The organism is Pseudoduganella lurida (assembly GCF_007830455.1).
In the GTDB taxonomy this organism is placed as follows: Bacteria; Pseudomonadota; Gammaproteobacteria; order Burkholderiales; family Burkholderiaceae_D; genus Rugamonas; species Rugamonas lurida.
Window position 1 is genome coordinate 633,072 of record NZ_VLLB01000001.1, and the last position, 18,570, is coordinate 651,641.

Consider the following 18,570-nt stretch of genomic DNA (forward strand, 5'->3'; position numbering starts at 1 on the left):
TGCAGCGCCGGTCCATCCGGGATCGTGCGCCGGAAGAGGCGTGGCGTCTGTCCGAACTTGTCGCGAACTTGTCGCCTGCCGCAGACAGCCTTTGCGCCGTGTCCGCCGTCGATCAGTCACGCAGCTGAGCAAAAGGGAGTACGAACCTGTGCTATAAGAACCGGCCGGAATCCGACAACCCAACCCCTGTCTCCATGCCCGCCTACGCCCGTCCGCTCGCCTCACGCTGGTTCGCCGCCGCCCTGCTGGCCACCACCGTCTCCGCCCTTGCCGCCACGCCCGTGACCGAACAGCGCTATCTGTCCGGCACCGGTCCGAAGACGGCGGTGCCGTGGGAATTCAAGGTCTCGGACGGCCGCCGCGCCGGCGCCTGGACCACGATCCCCGTGCCGTCGAACTGGGAGCTGCAGGGCTTTGGCGGCTACGACTACGGCGAAGGCGACAAGCTGCACAACGAAACGGGCCAGTACCGCCTGACGTTCGCCGTGCCCCAGAGCTGGCAGGGCCGCAGCATCCGGCTCGTGTTCGAAGGCGTGATGACGGAGGCGACCGTGCGCGTCAACGGCGTACAGGCCGGCGCCCCGCACATCGGCGGCTTCTACCGCTTCAGCTACGACGTGACGAAGCTCGTCAAGCCCGGTGCCAGCGCCGACAACCTGCTGGAAGTGGACGTCAACAAGGTCGCCACCGATGCGGCCAGCGAGAAGGCCGAGCGCCGCGGGGATTACTGGGTCTTCGGCGGCATCTTCCGGCCCGTATGGCTGGAGGCAGCGCCGGTGCAGGCCATCGCGCAGACGGCCATCGATGCCCGCGCCGATGGCAGCCTGCGCGCGCTGGTCACGGTCAGCGCGGCGTCGCCCGGCAATGCGGTGGAAGCACAGGTGCTGGACAGCGCCGGCAAGCCGGCCGGCGCGCCCTTCCGCACCGCCGTCACTGCTGCCGGCCAGGTCGAACTGGCGGCGCGCATCGACCGGCCGCGCCTGTGGTCGGCCGAAACGCCGAACCTGTACGCGCTGCGCCTGACGCTGCTGCGGGACGGCCAGGCGCTGCATACGGCGACGGAACGCTTCGGCTTCCGCACCTTCGAGCTGCGCAAGGGGGACGGGCTGTACCTGAACGGCCGCAAGATCGTCATCAAGGGCGTCAACCGGCACAGCTTCCGTCCCGGGACGGGCCGTGCGCTCGACCGCGACGACAATTACGCCGATGCGCGCCTGATCAAGTCGATGAACATGAACACGGCGCGCATGTCGCACTACCCGCCCGATCCGGCCTTCCTGCAGGCGGCCGACGAACTGGGGCTGTACGTGATCGACGAGCTGTCCGGCTGGCAGGCTGCCCACGGCACGGCGATCGGCCGCAAGCTGGTCGGCGAGATGGTCCCGCGCGACGTGAACCACCCCAGCATCCTGTTCTGGGCCAACGGCAACGAGGGCGGCTTCAACCTCGACCTGGACGGCGAGTACCACAAATACGATCCGCAGCAGCGTCCCGTCATCCACCCGTGGGCCATCTTCGGCGACATCGACACCAAGCATTACCCCAACTGGCAGCTGCTCAACGAACGCCTGAAGGGACCGAACCTGTTCATGCCCACGGAATTCATGCATGCCGTGTACGACGGCGGCGGCGGCGCCAGCCTGGACGACTACTGGAACGCGATGATGGCGTCGCCGGTGGGCGTGGGCGGCGTGATCTGGGCGCTGAACGACGAGGGCGTGGTGCGCACCGACCGGGGCAACCGCGTCGATCCGTATGGCACCTACGGACCGGACGGCATCGTCGGCCCCCACCATGAAAAGGAAGGCAGCTACTACGCCGTGAAGGAGATCTGGTCGCCCGTGCAGTTGGGCGCCGCCACGCTCGATGCCGCGTTCGATGGCCGGCTGAAGGTCGACAACCGCTACGATTTCACGAGCCTGGACCGGGTGACATTCACGTGGCAGCTGGTGCGCTACCCGGCTCCCGGTTTATCAGCCAACGGGGCACGCGTGCTTGCCAAGGGTACGGGCCGGGCGACCGGTGTGGCGGCGCGCAGCAGCGGCACGCTGGACCTGCGGCTGCCGGCCAGCTGGCGCAGTTACCAGGCCGATGCCCTGGACGTCACGGCCACCGGCCCCGATGGCGGCCAGCTGTGGACCTGGACGTATCCGGCCGCCGATCTCGCGGCGCGCGTGCAGGCCGCCGCGGCCGGCAAGGCCACGACGGCGCCGCGGGTCGAACAGGCCGATGGCGCCATCCGCCTGTTTGCCGGCACGGCCAGCGCCACCTTCGACGCGGCCAGCGGACAACTGCGCTCGCTGCAGCATGCCGGTCACGTGTCGGCACTGAGCAACGGCCCGCGCCTGGCGTTTGCCCGGCCGGCCCGCGATGCGACGACCGACTGGCTGGCCTTCGCGGACGATGAAGCCGGCGGCGTCCGCCGCCTCGCCACGCCGGCAATGGCCAGCGTCATCGAGATCATCCCGGCGATCGACAAGAAAACCGCCTATGCCGCCTTCCGGCTGGAGATCAGCGCGGACGGTACGCACTGGAAGACGCTGTTCGATGCGTCGCGCCGCCGCTCGGACGGCAGCGAGTACCGCTTCCCGCCGCAGCGCGTCGCGGCAGTGCGCATCTCGAATGCGGTCGACCCGCTCGGCCAGCCCGTCAGCTTCGAGCGCGTGCGCGTGGGCCATGCCCCGGCGCGCTTCCCGGCCCTGGCCGACGGCCCGGCGATCGTCACGAGCGGCACGGCGAAGGACAAGGACGGCAAGCCCGTCGCCTGGCTGGAAGCGCGCAACAGCGCCGGCCTGGATCGCGTGCGCTGGACGCTGCATGGCGATGGCGCGCTGCAGCTCGATTACGCCTACCGGCTGGACGGCACGGTGCAGTACCACGGCGTGACGTTCGACCATCCACAGGATGCGCAGGACACCGGGGCATCGCTGCGCTGGCTGGGCGAAGGCCCCTACCGCGTCTGGAAGAACCGCCTGCAGGGCACCTGGCTGGGCGTGCACGAGGTGGCGCAGTTCGACCTGCAACCGGGCGAGGCATTCCGCTATCCGGAATCACAGGGCTTCTTTGCCGGCGTGCGCTGGGCCCGGCTGAAGACGGCAACCGGCACCCTGCTCGTCAACGCCGCGGCACCCGACGGCTACCTGCGCGTGGGGACGCCCCGCATCTCGCACGGCAACACCACGGTGGAATTCCCGGCCGGCGACCTGTCGTGGCTGCACGCGATTCCGGCCATCGGCGAGAAATTCAGCGGCACCGAGGTGCTCGGGCCCGCCGCAGCCTGGCCGATTGCGAGCGGCGCGTACCAGGGCACGCTGACGTTCCGCTTCCAGTAAATTGTATCTCCCCACCCGGCGGCGGCAGGCTGCCGGGTCTTTCCGGCCGGCCGCCACGTTCGTCGCTGCCTTTTGATTCCTCACGGAATCGTCATGGTCACGGCAGCCATTGTTTGCCCTCATTTGCCCCTGATTTGCTCCCCATTTGCCCCTCATGTGCCACTCAATTGCCCGGCAATGCTATCCAACTAACGAACGGCCCGCGTGCTCTTATGTACGCTACCGATCTATGGCATCAAGGCGCGTGGCGGGGCCAAGCACTGCGCGCCGGCGGCGGCCGCCTCGATGCGGTGCGCCTTAAAGCTCAACCGTGGCATGCAGATAACGGACTATTCAATCATGAAAACAAACAAGGCTGTCAAAATCGCGGGCTGGACGCTCGGGACCCTCGTGGCACTGATCGTCATCCTGATCGTGTTCATCCTCACGTTCGACTGGAACCGCGCCAAGCCCTACATCAACCGCAAGGTGTCCGAATCGACGGGCCGCGATTTCGCCATCAATGGCGACCTGCAGGTGCACTGGAAACGGGGCGAGGACACGGAACGGGGCTGGCGCCGCTTCGTGCCGCGACCGTTCGTGAGCGCGCAGGACATCCACATGAGCAATCCGGAATGGAGCACGGTCGGCAAGCAGATGGCGCAGGCAAAACGCGTCGACGTGGCCTTCCACCTGCTGCCGCTGCTGCACAAGGAAGTGGTGCTGACGGACCTGCGCCTGGAAGCGCCGCAGATCGCCCTGCAGCGCCGCGCGGACGGCACCAACACGTGGACGCTGAAGGACAACGGTCCGTCCGAATGGGATTACGACATCCAGCGCCTGGCGTTCGCCGGCGGCAAGCTGCGCTACCTGGACGAAGGTATCAAGCTGGACCTGCACGCGGACGCACAATCGATCGAAGGCGCCCCGACCACGGCAACGCCGGCCGCCAACGGCCAGCCGGCCGTGCAGCCCTACGGCATCGAATTCAAGCTGGGCGGCACCTACAACAAGGCTCCCGTGACGGGTGGCGGCAAGGCCGGCGCCGTGCTGTCCCTGACCGACGAGCACACCCGCTACCCCGTCGAGGCGCACGCCGTCTCGGGCAACAACAAGGTGGCCGTCAACGGCACGCTGAACGATCCCCGTTCGCTGAACGGCATCGACCTGAACCTGACGCTGGGCGCGGACAGCATGGCCGACCTGTACGCGCTGACCGGCGTGCTGCTGCCGCAGACGCCGCCGTTCCAGACGAAGGGCCGCCTGCTGGGCAGGAAGGACGGCGACGTGTGGAACTGGAAGTACGACAAGTTCACCGGCAAGGTGGGTGAAAGCGACATCGCCGGCACGATGGAATACCTGCCGCGCAAGCCCCGCCCGCTGCTGCGCGGCGAGCTGACGTCGCAGCAGGTGCGCCTGGCCGACCTGGGTCCGACCGTCGGTGCCGACACGGGCGCCGGCACGAAGGCCGCGGGCAAAGTCAAAAAGCCGGCCGAGGGCAAGGCCCTGCCGGTCGACCAGTTCAACACGGCCAAATGGGGCGCGCTGGACGCCGACGTGAAATTCACCGGCAAGAAGATCGTGCGCGCCAACGATATCCCGCTGCAGAACATCAAGGCCGACATCCACATGAAGGACAAGGTGCTGACGCTCACACCGCTCAACTTCGGCCTGGCCGGCGGCCAGATCACGTCGAACATCTCGCTCGATGGCCGCGACAAGGTGATCGATGCGAAAGCGCGCGTGGCGGCCCGCCACATCAAGATCCGCGAGCTGTTCCCGAAACTGCAGTCGATGCAGGCCAGCTTCGGCGAGATCAATGGCGACATGGCGATCGCCGGCAAGGGCAATTCCGTGTCCACCATGCTTGCCACCTCGAACGGCGAAGCCAGCGCCGTCGTCACCGAAGGGTCGGTGAGCAGCTTCCTGCTGGAGATCGCCGGCCTGAACGTGGCCAATGCCGTCTACGCCAAGCTGTTCGGCGACAAGCAGGTGCACCTGAACTGCCTGGCCACCAATATGGACGTGCGCAACGGCCGCGCCAATATCGACCGCTTCGTGCTCGATACGGACGACGCGGTGATCGGCGTGACGGGCTACGTGGACCTGGCGCAGGAATCGCTGGACGTGGACGTGCGGCCGAAGAGCAAGGGCACGCGCATCTTCTCGCTGCGCACGCCGCTGTACGCGAAAGGCACGTTTGCCGATCCGAAGGTGGGCCCGCATGCCGGACCGCTGGCACTGAAGGCCGGTGCCGCCGTGGCGCTGGCCGCCATCAACCCGCTGGCCGCCATCCTGCCGCTGGTGAACGTGGACAAGGCGCCGGACACCAACTGCGGCGCCGAGATCAGCCGCGCCGAGAAGACGCCGCAGATGCGCGAGACGCCGAAGAAACCGGTCGCGAAGAAGTAATCGCGCCGGAAAAAAAACGCTGCAGACCGCGAGGCCTGCAGCGTTTTTTCATGAGCGTCCGCAATGCAGGCGACGGGGCCTGCAGCGTATTTTCATGGGCGGGTGCGCTGCAGGCTACGGGGCTGCAGCGCTTCTCTATGCCCGTGCGCCTTGCAGGCCGCGCTCCACGGCCGCAGCCAGTTCGGCCATGTGGAACGGCTTGCGCAGCACGGCGCCCTGGCCGACGGCGCGCTGCACCGCTTCCATGTCGGCGTAGCCGGTGGCCACGACCACGGGCAGGTCCGGGAAGGCGGCGCGCGCCCGGTCGGCCAGCTCGGCGCCCGTCATGCCGGGCATCAGGTAATCGGTCAGCAGCAGCTGCGGCTGGCGTTCGGCCAGCATCGTCACCGCCTCGTCGCCGCTGGCGGCCTGCGTCACCTCGCAGCCCAGCGCCAGCAGCGCGTCGACCATGCCGGTGCGCACCAGCTCGTCGTCCTCCACCACCAGCACGCGCGCGCCCTGCAGCGCGTTGCGGGCCGCCGGTTCCGGTTGCCGCTCCGCCGCTTCGGCGGTGGCAGCCGGCAGCCAGATCTCGACGGTGGTGCCGTGGCCCGGCGCGCTTTCGATCCTGGCGATGCCGCCGGACTGCTGCGCCATGCCGTACACCTGGCTCAGCCCCAGGCCGGTGCCCTTGCCCACGCCCTTCGTGGTGAAGAAGGGTTCGAACACCTTGGCCATCACGTCTTCCGGCATGCCGGCACCGTTGTCGGAGACGGCGAGGCGCACGTAGTCGCCCTTCGTCAGCAGCGCGTCCGGCGGCTTGCCGCGCGAGGCGCGCATGATCAGGCGTCCGCCCTCGGGCATGGCATCGCGCGCGTTGATGACGAGGTTGAGCAATGCCATTTCCATCTGGCTGGCATCGGCCAGCACGCAGTCGACGTCGGGGCCGATCGAGCAGAGCAGCTCGATGCTGTGCCCCAGCAGGGGCCGTGCCAGTTCCGTGACCGCGTCGAACAGCGGCGCGACGGGCAGCGGGCGCAGGTCCAGCGTCTGGTTGCGGGCAAACGTGAGCAGCTGCGCGGTGAGCTTGGCGCCCCGTTCGCACGCGGCCTTGGCCGTCTGGGCCCGGGCGCGCACGGCGTCGTCCTTGCTCATCATGAGGATCAGCTCCATCGTGCCCTGCACGATATTGAGCAGATTGTTGAAGTCGTGCGCCACGCCCCCCGTCAGCCGGCCCAGCGATTCCATCTTCTGGAACTGCACCATGGCCTGCTGGGCTTTTTCGCGGCCGATCACTTCGGCGGTCAGGCGGTCGTTGGCCTGCGCCAGCGCACGGGTGCGCTCGTCCACGCGTGCTTCCAGCGTGGCGTTCAGCGCGACCAGCTGGCCCGACACTTCCTCGCGTTCGGCCAGCACCTGGCGCGCCTGGTACTGGCGGCGGCGCGCGCGCAGGGCCGAATCGGCCGCGCTGCCCAGCGTCTCGGCACTCAGGGGCCGTTCCAGCAGCACCACATTGCCGAGCGCGCCAATGGCGGCGCGCAGCCGTGGCGGCAGCGTGCCGGCGCGGGTGCTCAGCAGCACCACGAACGGGAAATCCGACCAGGGCGGCTGGTTCTGCAGCCACTCCTGCAGGTGCGCCGCGTCGCCGCCCACCAGCGCTTCCTGCGCCACGATGGCGGCGGCGGCACCGGCCGCCACCTGTTCCGTCAGCGCGGCCAGGTCCGGCACCGTCTCGCACGCGACACCGTCCCGCCCGACCACGCGGCCGATCACTTCGGCATCGCGGCCATGCGGTGCCAGCACCAGCACGCGCTGTTCGGCAGGGTTAGCCCCCGACATCTTCGCCCGAGACCATCATTGCCGTACTGCCCCGGTAAGTCGGCAGCCCCGTCAGCACGCCTTCGAAGCCGGCCAGCGGGGCGCCGATCTCCACGCCGCCGCTGTGCAGCAGCAGCTCGTGGATCGTCAGCGCATGGTTTGCCGTACGGTTCTTGACGACGGTGATGGCGCGGCGCAGCTTGCCGCCCGCCTCGAAGAAGCGCAGCAGCACGGTCGTGTCGCTCAGGTAGCTCAGGTCGACATCGCGCTGCATCGCGCCCACCAGGCCGTGCTCGCCCAGGATCAGCATCGTGGTGATGCCCTTCTGGTTCAGGTAGGACACCAGCTCGTGCATCTGCAGCGTGAGGTACTGCTCGCCCGGCATCGCCTGCATGTACGCGTTCAGGCTGTCGATGACGAGGAATCCGGCTTCGTCCTGTTCGACCGCATCGCGCAGCATGGCGGCGAACTGGCCCGGCGCCAGCTCGGCCGGATCGATGTGGCGCAGCACCAGCTGGCCGCTGGCGAGATACGGGCGCACGTCCAGCCCCAGCGAGGTATTGCGCACGAGGAAAGTTCCCAGGCCTTCGTCGAACAGGTAGAACGCGGCCTTCTCGCCGCGCTCCAGCGCCGCCAGCAGGCAGCGCACGGTGACCGTCGTCTTGCCCACGCCGGAGGGCCCCATGATCAGCGTATTGGTGCCGGCGCCCAGGCCGCCGCCCAGCAGCTCGTCCAGGCGAGTCTCGCCTGTCGCCCGCAGCACCGGCTGGAAATTCTCGTGGTGCTCGGACGCCACCAGGCGGGGGAACATGCGGATGCCGCCCTTTTCCAGCACATAGTCATGGTAGCCGCCGCGGAACGGAATGCCGCGCATCTTCAGGACGTTCACGCGCCGGCGCTCCTTGCCGAATTCCTGGGCGATCTGCTCGAGGCTGATCACGCCATGGGCGATGCTGTGCAGGTGCTGGTCGGACTCGGCCGTTTTATCGTCCAGCATCAGCACCGTGCAGGCGCGCGCGGCGAAGAACTGCTTCAGCGCCAGGATCTGGCGGCGGTAGCGCAGCGGGTTCTGCGCCAGCAGGCGCATTTCGGACAGGCTGTCGAACACCACGCGCAGCGGCTTGACTTCGTCGACCTGGGCCATCACGCCGCGGGTGGTCTCGCCCAGCTCCATCTCGGCCGGGTGCAGGATCGACTGCTGCGCCTCGGGGTCGAGCGTCTCGTCGTTGGCCAGCTCGAAGATGGCGATGTCGTCGATCGCCCAGCCATGGCTTTCGGCCACGGCATCGAGTTCGTCGGCCGTCTCGGACAGCGTGATGTACAGGCCCGGCTCGCCCTTGGCCATCCCGTCCAGCAGGAACTGGAGGCCGAGCGTGGTCTTGCCCGCGCCGGGCGAGCCCTCGACGAGGTAGACGCGTTCGGCCGTCAGGCCGCCGCACAGGATATCGTCGAGACCGGGAACGCCGGTGGACACGCGGGACACCGGTTTGCGGAGCGCGCGGCGGGAGGTAGTGGGTGTATTCATCAGACCGTTCAGGGCAGCCCGTGCACCGCGCGCCGAACCGACGCCGCTCGAACGCATCGGGCATTGTTGTTGGGAGCGCGCGGTAACGCCGCGTGCCCTATGACAGGATTATAAGGCGGTTGGCTTGCAAACGCGCACTGCCGGGCTACCGTGCGGACCGACTCCCGGTTCCTGTCGACAAAAAAAAGCCGGCTCGGAGCCGGCGCAATCCAATTCTTCGTGAAGAGCTGGAGGAGACAGGTGCATCATGGCAGCGCCGATCTGGTCAGGCCAATTCTTTATTCCCATACCTCTCATCACTGGAACGTATATCACTGGCGTTACTTTCCTGACGGACTGTTGCGCATCCGCTAATTACGTTAAATCGCGCACGCTCAAGCGGGCTGGAAAGGCATATAGTGGTCGTGTAGTGTTTTGAATGCAACTTTCGTGGAGTAACCGACATGTCTATCGTGATCGCTGCCGCCGCCGCGGCCTTGATGATCCAGCCCGTATGTTCCTGGGATCGCCCCGGCGTGGACCGCTACCGGGGCACGCCCGCGGCAGCGCTGGCCAATTACCGTGACATCCCGGCCGACGACCGACGGGTGCTGGCGCAGCGTATCAGCGACGGTGCCGCGGACGATCATGTGCAGATCAGCCGCAACGGCATCGAAGGCAGCAATCAGTATGACGCGCGCATCACCGACATGCATTTCGGCGCGAATCGGGTGTGCCGCACGGTCACCCGCGCAAAGTGGAGCGCGGCGCACCGGGAAAGCGCCAAGGTGTACTGCGTGAACGACGAATGCGTGATCGTGCCGCAGGTGTGCGGCAACGTGAGCCGGGTGCGGCGCATCGTCACGTCGGGTCCGAGCACGGCTGGCGCGAGCGGCGGCGCCCCGCCGCTCCAGGTTGCCGCGGCGCCGGCCGAACAGGCACCGATGCCGATGCCCGTCTATTCGGAAGTGCCGTCGCGCGGCGAGGAACTGCCGCCCTGGGCCAGAACGCGGTCGTCGCTGATCGCGCCGGCACCGCTGCCGTCGTACCCCGGACCGGGCGGCGGTGGCTACTACGGCCCGCCTCCTGCCGGCCCCGTTTCCCCGGTACCGGAACCCTCCACGTGGGCGATGCTGCTGGCCGGCGGCGCCATCATGGCGGCGCGCCTGTGGCGCCGCAAGCGCACCGACTGACGCCGCGCCCGCTCCCCCGTCACGCTTCAGGCCCGCGCCTGCCTGGCGGGCGACCTTCACACCCATCCCTTGGCGGGCGGCTTTTACGCCCATCCAGGGCGACTTCCATGCCTGCCGCCTGCGGACGACTTTCCCACCCACCCGCCCGGCGGGCGACTCTCACACCCATCCGCCTGCCGGGCGACTTCCACATCTATCCGCCTGCCGGGAGACTGCCACATCTGCTAGCGTGTGGACCAACTCCCGCACCCACCCGTCTGGCGGGTGACATTCCCTCTGCCCACCCCCTGGGCGGCCTCCCCATTGCCCGCCCGGGCGCCTTGCCACATTGGCGATGTCACATTCTTGTCACATCGATAGTTTAAATTTGACAACAAGTTCACCTGGAGTCCTCCCATGTCCGTATCCTTCCGCCTCGCACTGGCGCCGATGAGCGCCGCGCTGGTCGCTGCCGCCCTGCTGTCCCCCGCCGCTGCCGGTGCCGCATCCTTCACGATCGCTGCCGACAGCACCACGCCGCAAACGCTGGGGGCGGGCCAGACCGGCACCGTCCACGCGGGCAGGACGCTGCAGGTGGCGGGTTCCAAGGTTGCCGTCACTGTCGACGGCAGCAACGCCACGCTGAACAATCTCGGCACGATCGCGCAGACCGGCACGGGCCGCGCCATCCGTGACAACACGGGCGTCGCGAACCTGGTGATCAACAACGGCGCCCCCGGAAATGCGGCAGCCACCATCTGGACGGCCGATGCGGACGTGATCCAGATGAACGTGGCAAACGCCAGCGTCACGCTGAACAATTATGGCTCGCTGGTCTCGCGCAATGCCAGCGCCGGTGGCGCCCAGGCCGTCGATTTTGCCGCCATGACGGGCGCGAATATCGTCAACAATTACCAGGGCGGCGTGTTGCGCGCCTTCGAGGCCGATGCGGTGCGCCCCGGCGCGGGCGGCATCGTCAACAACGCCGGCCTGATCGAATCCCTGACGACGTCCGGCAGCGGCAGCGACGCGATCGACGGACAATCCAATTCCGGCATCGTCATCGCCAATGCGGCCGGCGGAATCGTCAGCGGCGGGCGCCATGGCGTCACCGCGGGACAGGCCGGCGCGGGCACGGACTTCCGGCTGACGATCGCCAATGCGGGCACGATCCGCGGCACCAGCGGCTCGGGCATCAATGTCGACGGGCTGAACGGCCGGCAGGTCGTCACCCTCACCAACCGCGGCACCATCGTCGGCAACGGCATCACCGGGGACGGCGATGGCGTGGATGTCGATGGCCTGGTCGACATCGTCAACACGGGCACGATCCGCTCGCTCAACGCGTTCAGCCTGCCGGCGGACGGGCGCGCCTTCAGCGAAGGCATCTCGGCCGGCGGCGGCAGGATCGTCAACGCCGGCCTGATCGAGGGCCTGGTCGCCCCGGGCAACGGCAATGCGCTGGGTCGCGGCATCACGCTGGCCGGCAACGACATCAGCAGCGGCGCGCTGGCCGGCACGCGCGAAGGCCTGTACGGGAATGCGACCATCGTCAACCAGGCCGGCGGCACGATCCGCGGCGGCAGCGATGCGGCCATCTGGATCGAGGGCGCGGCCAGCGGCCACACCGTCACCATCGTTAACCATGCGGGTGCGACGATCCGCGGCGGCGGCGGCGCCAATGCGGCCATCCGCGGCGGCGCGGACGCCACCACCATCACCAATGCCGGCCTGATCGACGGCAGCAGCAACGGCAGGGCCATCGCACTGGGCGCGGGCCGCAACACCGTGACGATCACCGGCGGCAATGCCGTCATCCTCGGCGACATCGATGGCGGCGCGGGCGGTGCGAACACGCTCACGGTCGATGCGGGCAGCGGCAACGCCTTCTCGTACGCCGGTGCCATCACGAACGTCGCGAGCGTGGAGATCCGCAGCGGCACCGTCACGCTGTCCGGCGCGAATGGCTACGCGGGCGAGACGCGCCTCGCCGGCGGCACGCTGGTACTGGCCGGCGCCGACCGCATCGCGGCGGACAGTGCACTGGTCCTGGCGGGCGGCACGCTCGATGCGACGGCCGCCGGCAGCCAGACCTTCGCCAGCCTGTCGCTGGCCGACAGCTCGGGCATCGTGCTGGGCGGCTCGGCGCTCACCTTCAACGGCCTCGGCACGATTGCCGCAGGCGAGACGCTGGCCGTCACCGGCACCGTCGGGTATGCACTGCGCTTCACCGGCAATTACGTCGACGACGCGGCTTTCCTGCAACTGATGCGCGCCACGACGATCGGCAACCTGGCCGTCACCTACCGCTTCGACGGCACCTACACCAACGTCAGCGCCGTGCCGGAGCCGGCCAGCATCGCCATGCTGGTGGCCGGCCTGGGCATCCTCGCCGCCTTCGCCCGCCGCCGCCGCATCGGCTGAGTCCGTGTCCTGGTGCCAGGCACCAGGACATTGCCGAGCCCGTGTCAGGGTGCCAGGCACCGTGACACGGGCTCTGCTGCATCGCGGTGCGCTTCGGCTCGCCACGGGCCTGTCACGCGCCTGTCACCTTGCCCGGGTAAGCTCGGGCGCGCCTTCGACTTTTCCCCGACAAGACCATGCTCAATTCCGACCACGACCTCACCCGCCGCATGCAGCGCGATATCGACGACAGCTATGACGAGGAGCTGGAACTGGAGCTCGACGACAGCGACCTCGATCCCGAGACCCTGCTGCCGGCCCACGCCCGCACCCCGCAGGAGCGCGCCGACCGCCAGACCTATTTCCGCGAGCTGTTCCGCCTGCAGGCCGAGCTGGTCAAGCTGCAGGACTGGGTGGTGCACACCGGCCACAAGGTCGTCATCCTGTTCGAGGGGCGCGATGCGGCCGGCAAGGGCGGCGTCATCAAGCGCATCGCCCAGCGCCTCAATCCGCGCGTGTGCCGCGTGGTGGCCCTGCCGGCGCCCAACGACCGCGAACGGACCCAGTGGTACTTCCAGCGCTACGTGTCGCATCTGCCGGCGGCCGGCGAGATCGTGCTGTTCGACCGCAGCTGGTACAACCGCGCCGGCGTGGAGCGCGTGATGGGCTTCTGCACCGATGCGCAGTACGAGGAGTTCTTCCAAACCGTGCCGGAGTTCGAGTGCATGCTGGTGAAGTCCGGCATCCAGCTGATCAAGTACTGGTTCTCGATCTCGGACGAGGAACAGAACGCCCGCTTCCTGTCGCGCATCCACGATCCGCTGAAGCAGTGGAAGCTGAGCCCGATGGACCTGGAGTCGCGCCGCCGCTGGGAGGAATACACGAAGGCCAAGGAGATCATGCTGGAGCGCACCCACATCGATGACGCGAAATGGTGGGTCGTGCAGGGCGTGGACAAGAAGAAGGCGCGCCTGAACTGCATCCACCACCTGCTGCAGCAGATTCCGTACACGGAGGTCGAGCGCCCCGTCATCACCCTGCCCGAACGCGAATACCACGAGGACTACATGCGCCGGCCCGTGCCGAACGAGATCATCGTGCCGGAGATTTACTAGCCCGCGGCACGTCCGGCCGCTCTACAGGCCGGCCTGCGCCGCCGCATCCTCCGGATAGGCCAGGCTGGCCGGCACCGTCAGCAGCACCCGCGTGCCGCCGCCTTCGCCGTCCTCGATCTGCAGCCGCGCGCCGATCTGCGCGGCCCGCTCGCGCATACCGGTCAGGCCGAAATGACCCGCCTTGCCATGCCGGAATGCGCCCAGGCCAGCACCCGCGTCGGCCACGCACAAGGTGAATGCCTTCGGGCCGGCGTGGCATTCGACGGTGACATTGCCGGCCGTGTGCCGCAGCGCATTCGTTATCGCCTCGCGGGCAATCGCATACACATCGTGCCGCAGCGGCGCATGCAGCCGGTCGACCGCCTCCGGCCGCAGCAGCGACAGCCGTGCCGCGGCACGCGGGATGACCAGCCCCACGTCGCGCTGCAGCACCTGCCAGAAGTCGACGCTGGACGCGAACTCGCCGCGCAGGCCCTTCACTTCGTCGCGCCCTTCCACCAGCACCCGTTCGGCGCGCTCCAGCAGCGCATCGAATTCGCCGCGCGCGGTGCTGTCCGCCGGCAGCTTCATCGTCACCGACTGCATGCTGAGCAGCAGTCCCTGCACGCTCTGCAGGAAGGTGTCGTGCAGGGACCGTGCAATCGATTCCCGCTCGCGCACGCGCACCTGGAAGCGGTCCTCCAGCCGGGCTGCCAGCCGGCGCATGCGCACGCGCCAGGCCAGCGCGATCGCCGCCAGCAGGGCCAGCGCGCACGCAACCTGGAACCACGCCGTCTGCGTCAGCCGCGGCGCGACATGGAAGTGGAGCGTGGCGGCACGCCGGCTCGGCACGCCGCTCTCGTTGACGGCCACCACCTCGAAGGTATAGTCGCCCGGCCCCAGGTGCTTGTAGAACGCGGTGCGGCGCGGGCCCGCGTCTTCCCAGGCGGCGTCGGCGCCCAGCAGGCGGTAGCGGAATGTCACCCGCTGGGGCATGCGCAGGCTCGGCGCGGTGTAGTCGATCGCCAGGTCGGCCGCCCCGGTGCCCAGGTCGTTCCGGTCGGCGGGACGGCGCCGCTGGCCGTTGGCGGTGAAGGCCAGCAGTTCCACGTCCGGTGTCGCCGGGTTCGGGGTCACGGCACGTGGATCCAGCCAGGCCAGTCCCCGCTCGCCGACGAACCACAGGCGGCCGTCGGCACCCATGAACAGGGTGTTGGTCAGCCAGGTGGATTCCGCGCCGCCCAGGTAGCCGTCCAGCGCATCGAGCAGCGTACCGCGCAGGGGCACGCGCGGGTCCGCCATCGTGCGGGCCCAGTCCGCCGCGGCCACGCGGAACATGCCGTTGGCAGTGTTCAGCCAGCGCGTGCCATCCCGGCCGCTGACGATGCCGCTGATGAGGCCCAGCCCGGCCGGCACGGACGTCTGCAGCGGCTGGAAACGGCCATCGTGCAGCAGGGCCGCCCCCCGGTCGCCGGACACCAGCAGCGTTTCGGCGGGGAGGATGAAGCGCATGCGCCCCACGTCGAGCCCTTCCGCCGCCCCCAGCTCGCGCACCTTCTCGCCATCCGCGATGACCAGGTGGTTGGCGGCATAGCCCCGGTAGCTGCGCCCCGCCGCATCGAAGGCCACGGCGATGACGCCCTTGCCCCTCGGATCCGGCTGCAGCCACCGGCCGCCCCGGTACTGCCACACGCCATGGCCGGCGACCCAGGCCCACAGCTCGTCGTTGCCGGCGATGAGGTCGCGCAGCGCCAGCGTACCGGCCCGCGCCGGCACCGGCGGCAGGGGAATCCGTTCCACGCCGGCGGCCCGGTGCCGTTCGATGCCGCCGCTGCCGCCCAGCACCAGGCTGCCATCCGGCGCGCGCGACATCACGGCCGCGTTCAGCGGATTGGGCTGCGCCACCAGCCGGCTGCCTTCCATGCGCCACAGCGTCAGGGCGCCGTTCAGGCGGCGTGCTTCGAGCACCAGCATGCTGCCATCCGGATGGGGCAGCGCGAAGACCTTGCCGCGGTCGAGAAGTTCGCCCACCATGTGCACCGGCTGGTCGCGCAGGCGCTCCAGCCCGGCGGGCGTGCCGACCCACAAGCTGCCTTCGCGGTCGACCATCACGGACAGGATCGTCAGGCTGGTCAGCTGCCATGGCTGGTCGAGCCGCTCGTTGCCGCCCATGGCGCTGAACGCAGCGCGGCCCTGCCAGTCGCCGGGGCGCAGCACGCACAGGCCGACGGGACAGTTGCCGGACCACAGGTTGCCATCGCCGTCGAAACCGGACTGGAAGCTGCTGGCGGTGCCGAAGGACGGCGGCGCCGGCCGCCTGTCCGCCGCGGGGGCCAACTGGGTGAATTCCTTGCCGAGCACCAGCCAGACGCTGCCGTTCGGCGCTTCGACCAGCATCGGATCGGGCAGCGTGCGGCGTACCTGCCGGAAGGCCGCGGCGCCGGGTTCGAGCACTGTCAGGTTGCCGTCGTCGGCGACCCAGACGCGGCCGGCACGGTCCGCCAGCACGTACTGGGCCTGCTGGCCCGGGTACCCCTGCGCGGCGCCCATCCTGACGGGGACGTCGTCCCGGATACGGAACAGGCCGAGCGCGGACGCGATCCACGTGGTGCCGTCGGGCACCGTCGCGATCGCATACACGCTGGCGGTCTGCGCCGGCAGCAGCACGTGCTTCAGCCGGCCGTCGCGCAGCACGCTGACACCGCCCGCGCCGTGGCCCATCCACAATGCGTTGCCGGGTCCGGGGCGCATGGCGCTGATGCCGATGTTCTGCAGGCGGCTGCCGTCGCGCGTCTCGTAGTGCAGAAAGCGCACGCCGTCGAACCGGTACAGCCCCGACTGGCGGCTGGCGACCCACAGCCAGCCGTCCTCCGTCTGCGCCAGGGCATCGATGAGCCGCGGCGCGCCGTCCGTCTCGCCCCAGCGGTCATGCCGGTAGCCTTCGATGCCGATCGCAGGGTCGAGGGCATGGGCCGGCAGCGCCGCGCACGCGGCAGCCAGCACGATCCATCGGAGGAAGAGCCGGATGACAATTGTTCTCATTTAACAATTGTCGTATGGAAAACGCCTGGCGTCCAGTCCGGTGTCATGGATGGCAATGGCTGCGCATCCCTTGTGGCGCGGACAGCTAGGAACCGGCCTGCTGCACCAGCCCGGTTTGCGCGGCGCGATGCAGGCGCGGATGGACGATCGGCACCGTCAGCATCGTGCTGGTGGCGGCCATCAGCATCAGCGCGGTGAACGTCTCGCCGGTGATGATGCCCTTGTCCAGCAGGATATTGGCAAACACGATCTCGACCAGGCCCTTCGTCTGCAGCAGCCAGCCGATGGTGGACGCCTCGCCGGCCTGCCACTTGAGCAGCCGGCCGGCGATCTGCGCACCGATCAGCTTGCCGCCGACCGAGGCGAACAGCAGCAGACCGGTGACGAAGAACACGGCGGTGCCGCCCATATTCCATCGGGTGCGCAGGCCCGTGCTGATGAAGTAGACGGGCATCAGCACCAGCAGCACGTTTTTGAACAGCATGTCCAGCAGCTTCTGCTCAAACCAGTCGGCATCCATCACCACGCCGGCCAGGAACGCGCCGACCATGAAGTGCAGGCCGGCCCAGTCGGCACCCAGGCCGCAGGCGATCAGCCAGATCAGCGCCACGTACCAGCGGTCGCCTGCCGGCAGCCGCACCATCGCGCGGCGCAGCAGGAACGTCGCCACGCCGAACGCCAGCAGGAAGCCGGCCTGGCGGCCCACGCGTTCCCAGTCCAGCAGGATCAGCGCCAGCACGCCCCAGATCGCCACGTCGTCCAGGCTGGCGTAGCGCAGCAGGCGCTGCCCCATCGGCTGGCGCAGGATCTGCAGCTTCTCCATCAGCATGACGAGCACCGGCAGGGCCGTCACGGCGCAGGCCATGCCGACACCGAGCGTGAACTGCCAGTCGCGCGCCTTCGGGCCGATCCAGCCGCCATAACCCAGCAGCAGCAGGCCGGCGCCGCAGCCGAACAGCAGCGGCACGCCCAGCGACAGGCCGGCCGTCGTGGCACTCTCCTTGCGGTACTGCCAGACCTTCTTCAGATCCAGCTCCAGGCCGGCCAGCATCACGAACAGCATCACGCCCCACATGCCCACGCCGTTGATCGACTGCACGACGGCCGGGTTGAAGACGAACTGGTGATAGGCCGGGAAAACGGCACCCAGGAGGCTGGGCCCCATCACGATGCCCATGATGATCTGCACGATCACCAGCGGCGCAAAATAATCGGTGCGCAGCAGGCGCCACACCAGATACGGCACGCTGAAGATCAGCAGCATTGCCAGCAGATAGATTTCCGAGTTCGACATGACATCCCCTTGTAGTGTTCTGGTCGTCGTTACTTTTTTGTTGTCATTAAACTTCGACGCAATCTTACTGGCGGGCGCCAGGCGGTGCAACGTTTTCAAGGCGCCGCTGGAAACGCTTCCAGGTGCCGCCGGATTTTGTACGTGTCTGTGACAATTGGAGAGGGTTCGTCCTGTCCACGCCAGATATAATTGCCGTACGGAAATTATGTGAGGAGGCGTCGTGCCCAAAGGCCGCAACGACGAACTGGACCGGCAGAAGCTGGAAGTGGCAAAAGTGTTCGAGCAGATGCTGGGCATCGAGGATGCGCTGGACTACCTGCGCCGCGAGGGCCTGCAGGCGGACCCGCCCGCACCGGCGGCAGCCGGCACTTCTCCCCTGCCCCAGCCATCCCCTGCTTCCCCGCTCCCGCATCCCTTTCCCTCTTTACCGGCAGCCTCGCCCGTGCCCGCTGCCCCTGTCACGACGGGCACTGCCGAGTCCTGACGCGCCGCGGCACCCTCCGTGGCCGCGCCGCGCCCGTCCCTTTCGCCCTCCCCCTTG

10 protein-coding genes are annotated in these 18,570 nt (G+C 68.5%); 6 read left to right on the forward strand and 4 right to left on the reverse strand.

Annotation, left to right across the window (positions count from 1 at the left end):
* Window positions 1-194 precede the first annotated feature (194 nt).
* Both IP91_RS02840 and IP91_RS02845 read left to right on the forward strand, forming a co-directional pair.
* Window positions 195-3,332, forward strand: a complete 3,138-nt coding sequence (locus IP91_RS02840; RefSeq protein WP_145647250.1) for a glycoside hydrolase family 2 TIM barrel-domain containing protein — start codon at window positions 195-197, stop codon at window positions 3,330-3,332.
* Window positions 3,333-3,671: 339 nt separating this feature from the next.
* Entirely contained in the window at window positions 3,672-5,723 is a 2,052-nt protein-coding gene (locus IP91_RS02845; RefSeq protein ID WP_145647251.1) for an AsmA family protein, read from the forward strand.
* A 135-nt stretch (window positions 5,724-5,858) separates the two neighbouring features.
* Here IP91_RS02845 and IP91_RS02850 read toward each other — a convergent pair whose 3' ends face one another.
* Together IP91_RS02850 and IP91_RS02855 are read right to left on the reverse strand one after the other, a co-directional pair.
* Window positions 5,859-7,541, reverse strand: a complete 1,683-nt coding sequence (locus IP91_RS02850; protein WP_145647252.1) for a response regulator — start codon at window positions 7,539-7,541, stop codon at window positions 5,859-5,861.
* Window positions 7,528-9,045, reverse strand: a complete 1,518-nt coding sequence (locus tag IP91_RS02855) for an ATPase domain-containing protein (protein WP_145647253.1) — start codon at window positions 9,043-9,045, stop codon at window positions 7,528-7,530. The genes IP91_RS02850 and IP91_RS02855 overlap by 14 nt, the downstream gene beginning before the upstream one ends.
* 443 nt (window positions 9,046-9,488) lie before the next feature.
* On the opposite strand from IP91_RS02855, the gene IP91_RS02860 reads away from it, so the two are divergent.
* The 3 genes from IP91_RS02860 (at window position 9,489) to ppk2 (ending at window position 13,714) form a co-directional block, all read left to right on the forward strand.
* Window positions 9,489-10,217 carry an MHFG family PEP-CTERM protein gene (locus IP91_RS02860; protein WP_145647254.1) on the forward strand — a complete coding sequence of 243 codons (729 nt, stop codon included), beginning with the start codon at window positions 9,489-9,491 and terminating at the stop codon, window positions 10,215-10,217.
* Window positions 10,218-10,613: 396 nt separating this feature from the next.
* Window positions 10,614-12,620: a beta strand repeat-containing protein gene (locus IP91_RS02865; RefSeq protein WP_145647255.1), complete on the forward strand. Its 2,007-nt coding sequence runs from the start codon at window positions 10,614-10,616 to the stop codon at window positions 12,618-12,620.
* A 176-nt stretch (window positions 12,621-12,796) separates the two neighbouring features.
* Window positions 12,797-13,714, forward strand: coding sequence for a polyphosphate kinase 2 (ppk2, locus tag IP91_RS02870; protein ID WP_145647256.1), 918 nt, complete (start codon window positions 12,797-12,799; stop codon window positions 13,712-13,714).
* A gap of 21 nt (window positions 13,715-13,735) precedes the next feature.
* On the opposite strand, the gene IP91_RS02875 is transcribed toward ppk2, so the two are convergent.
* Window positions 13,736-16,735, reverse strand: coding sequence for a sensor histidine kinase (locus tag IP91_RS02875; protein WP_145647257.1), 3,000 nt, complete (start codon window positions 16,733-16,735; stop codon window positions 13,736-13,738).
* Between the two features lie 85 nt (window positions 16,736-16,820).
* On the reverse strand, window positions 16,821-18,029 hold the full coding sequence (locus tag IP91_RS02880; RefSeq protein WP_145647258.1) for a cation:proton antiporter: 1,209 nt from the start codon (window positions 18,027-18,029) through the stop codon (window positions 16,821-16,823).
* Between the two features lie 220 nt (window positions 18,030-18,249).
* Between IP91_RS02880 and IP91_RS02885 the strand changes: the two genes are divergently transcribed.
* Window positions 18,250-18,513 (forward strand): hypothetical protein, encoded by a 264-nt coding sequence (locus tag IP91_RS02885; protein ID WP_145647259.1) that lies wholly within the window; start codon window positions 18,250-18,252, stop codon window positions 18,511-18,513.
* The last annotated feature ends 57 nt before the right edge of the window (window positions 18,514-18,570 follow it).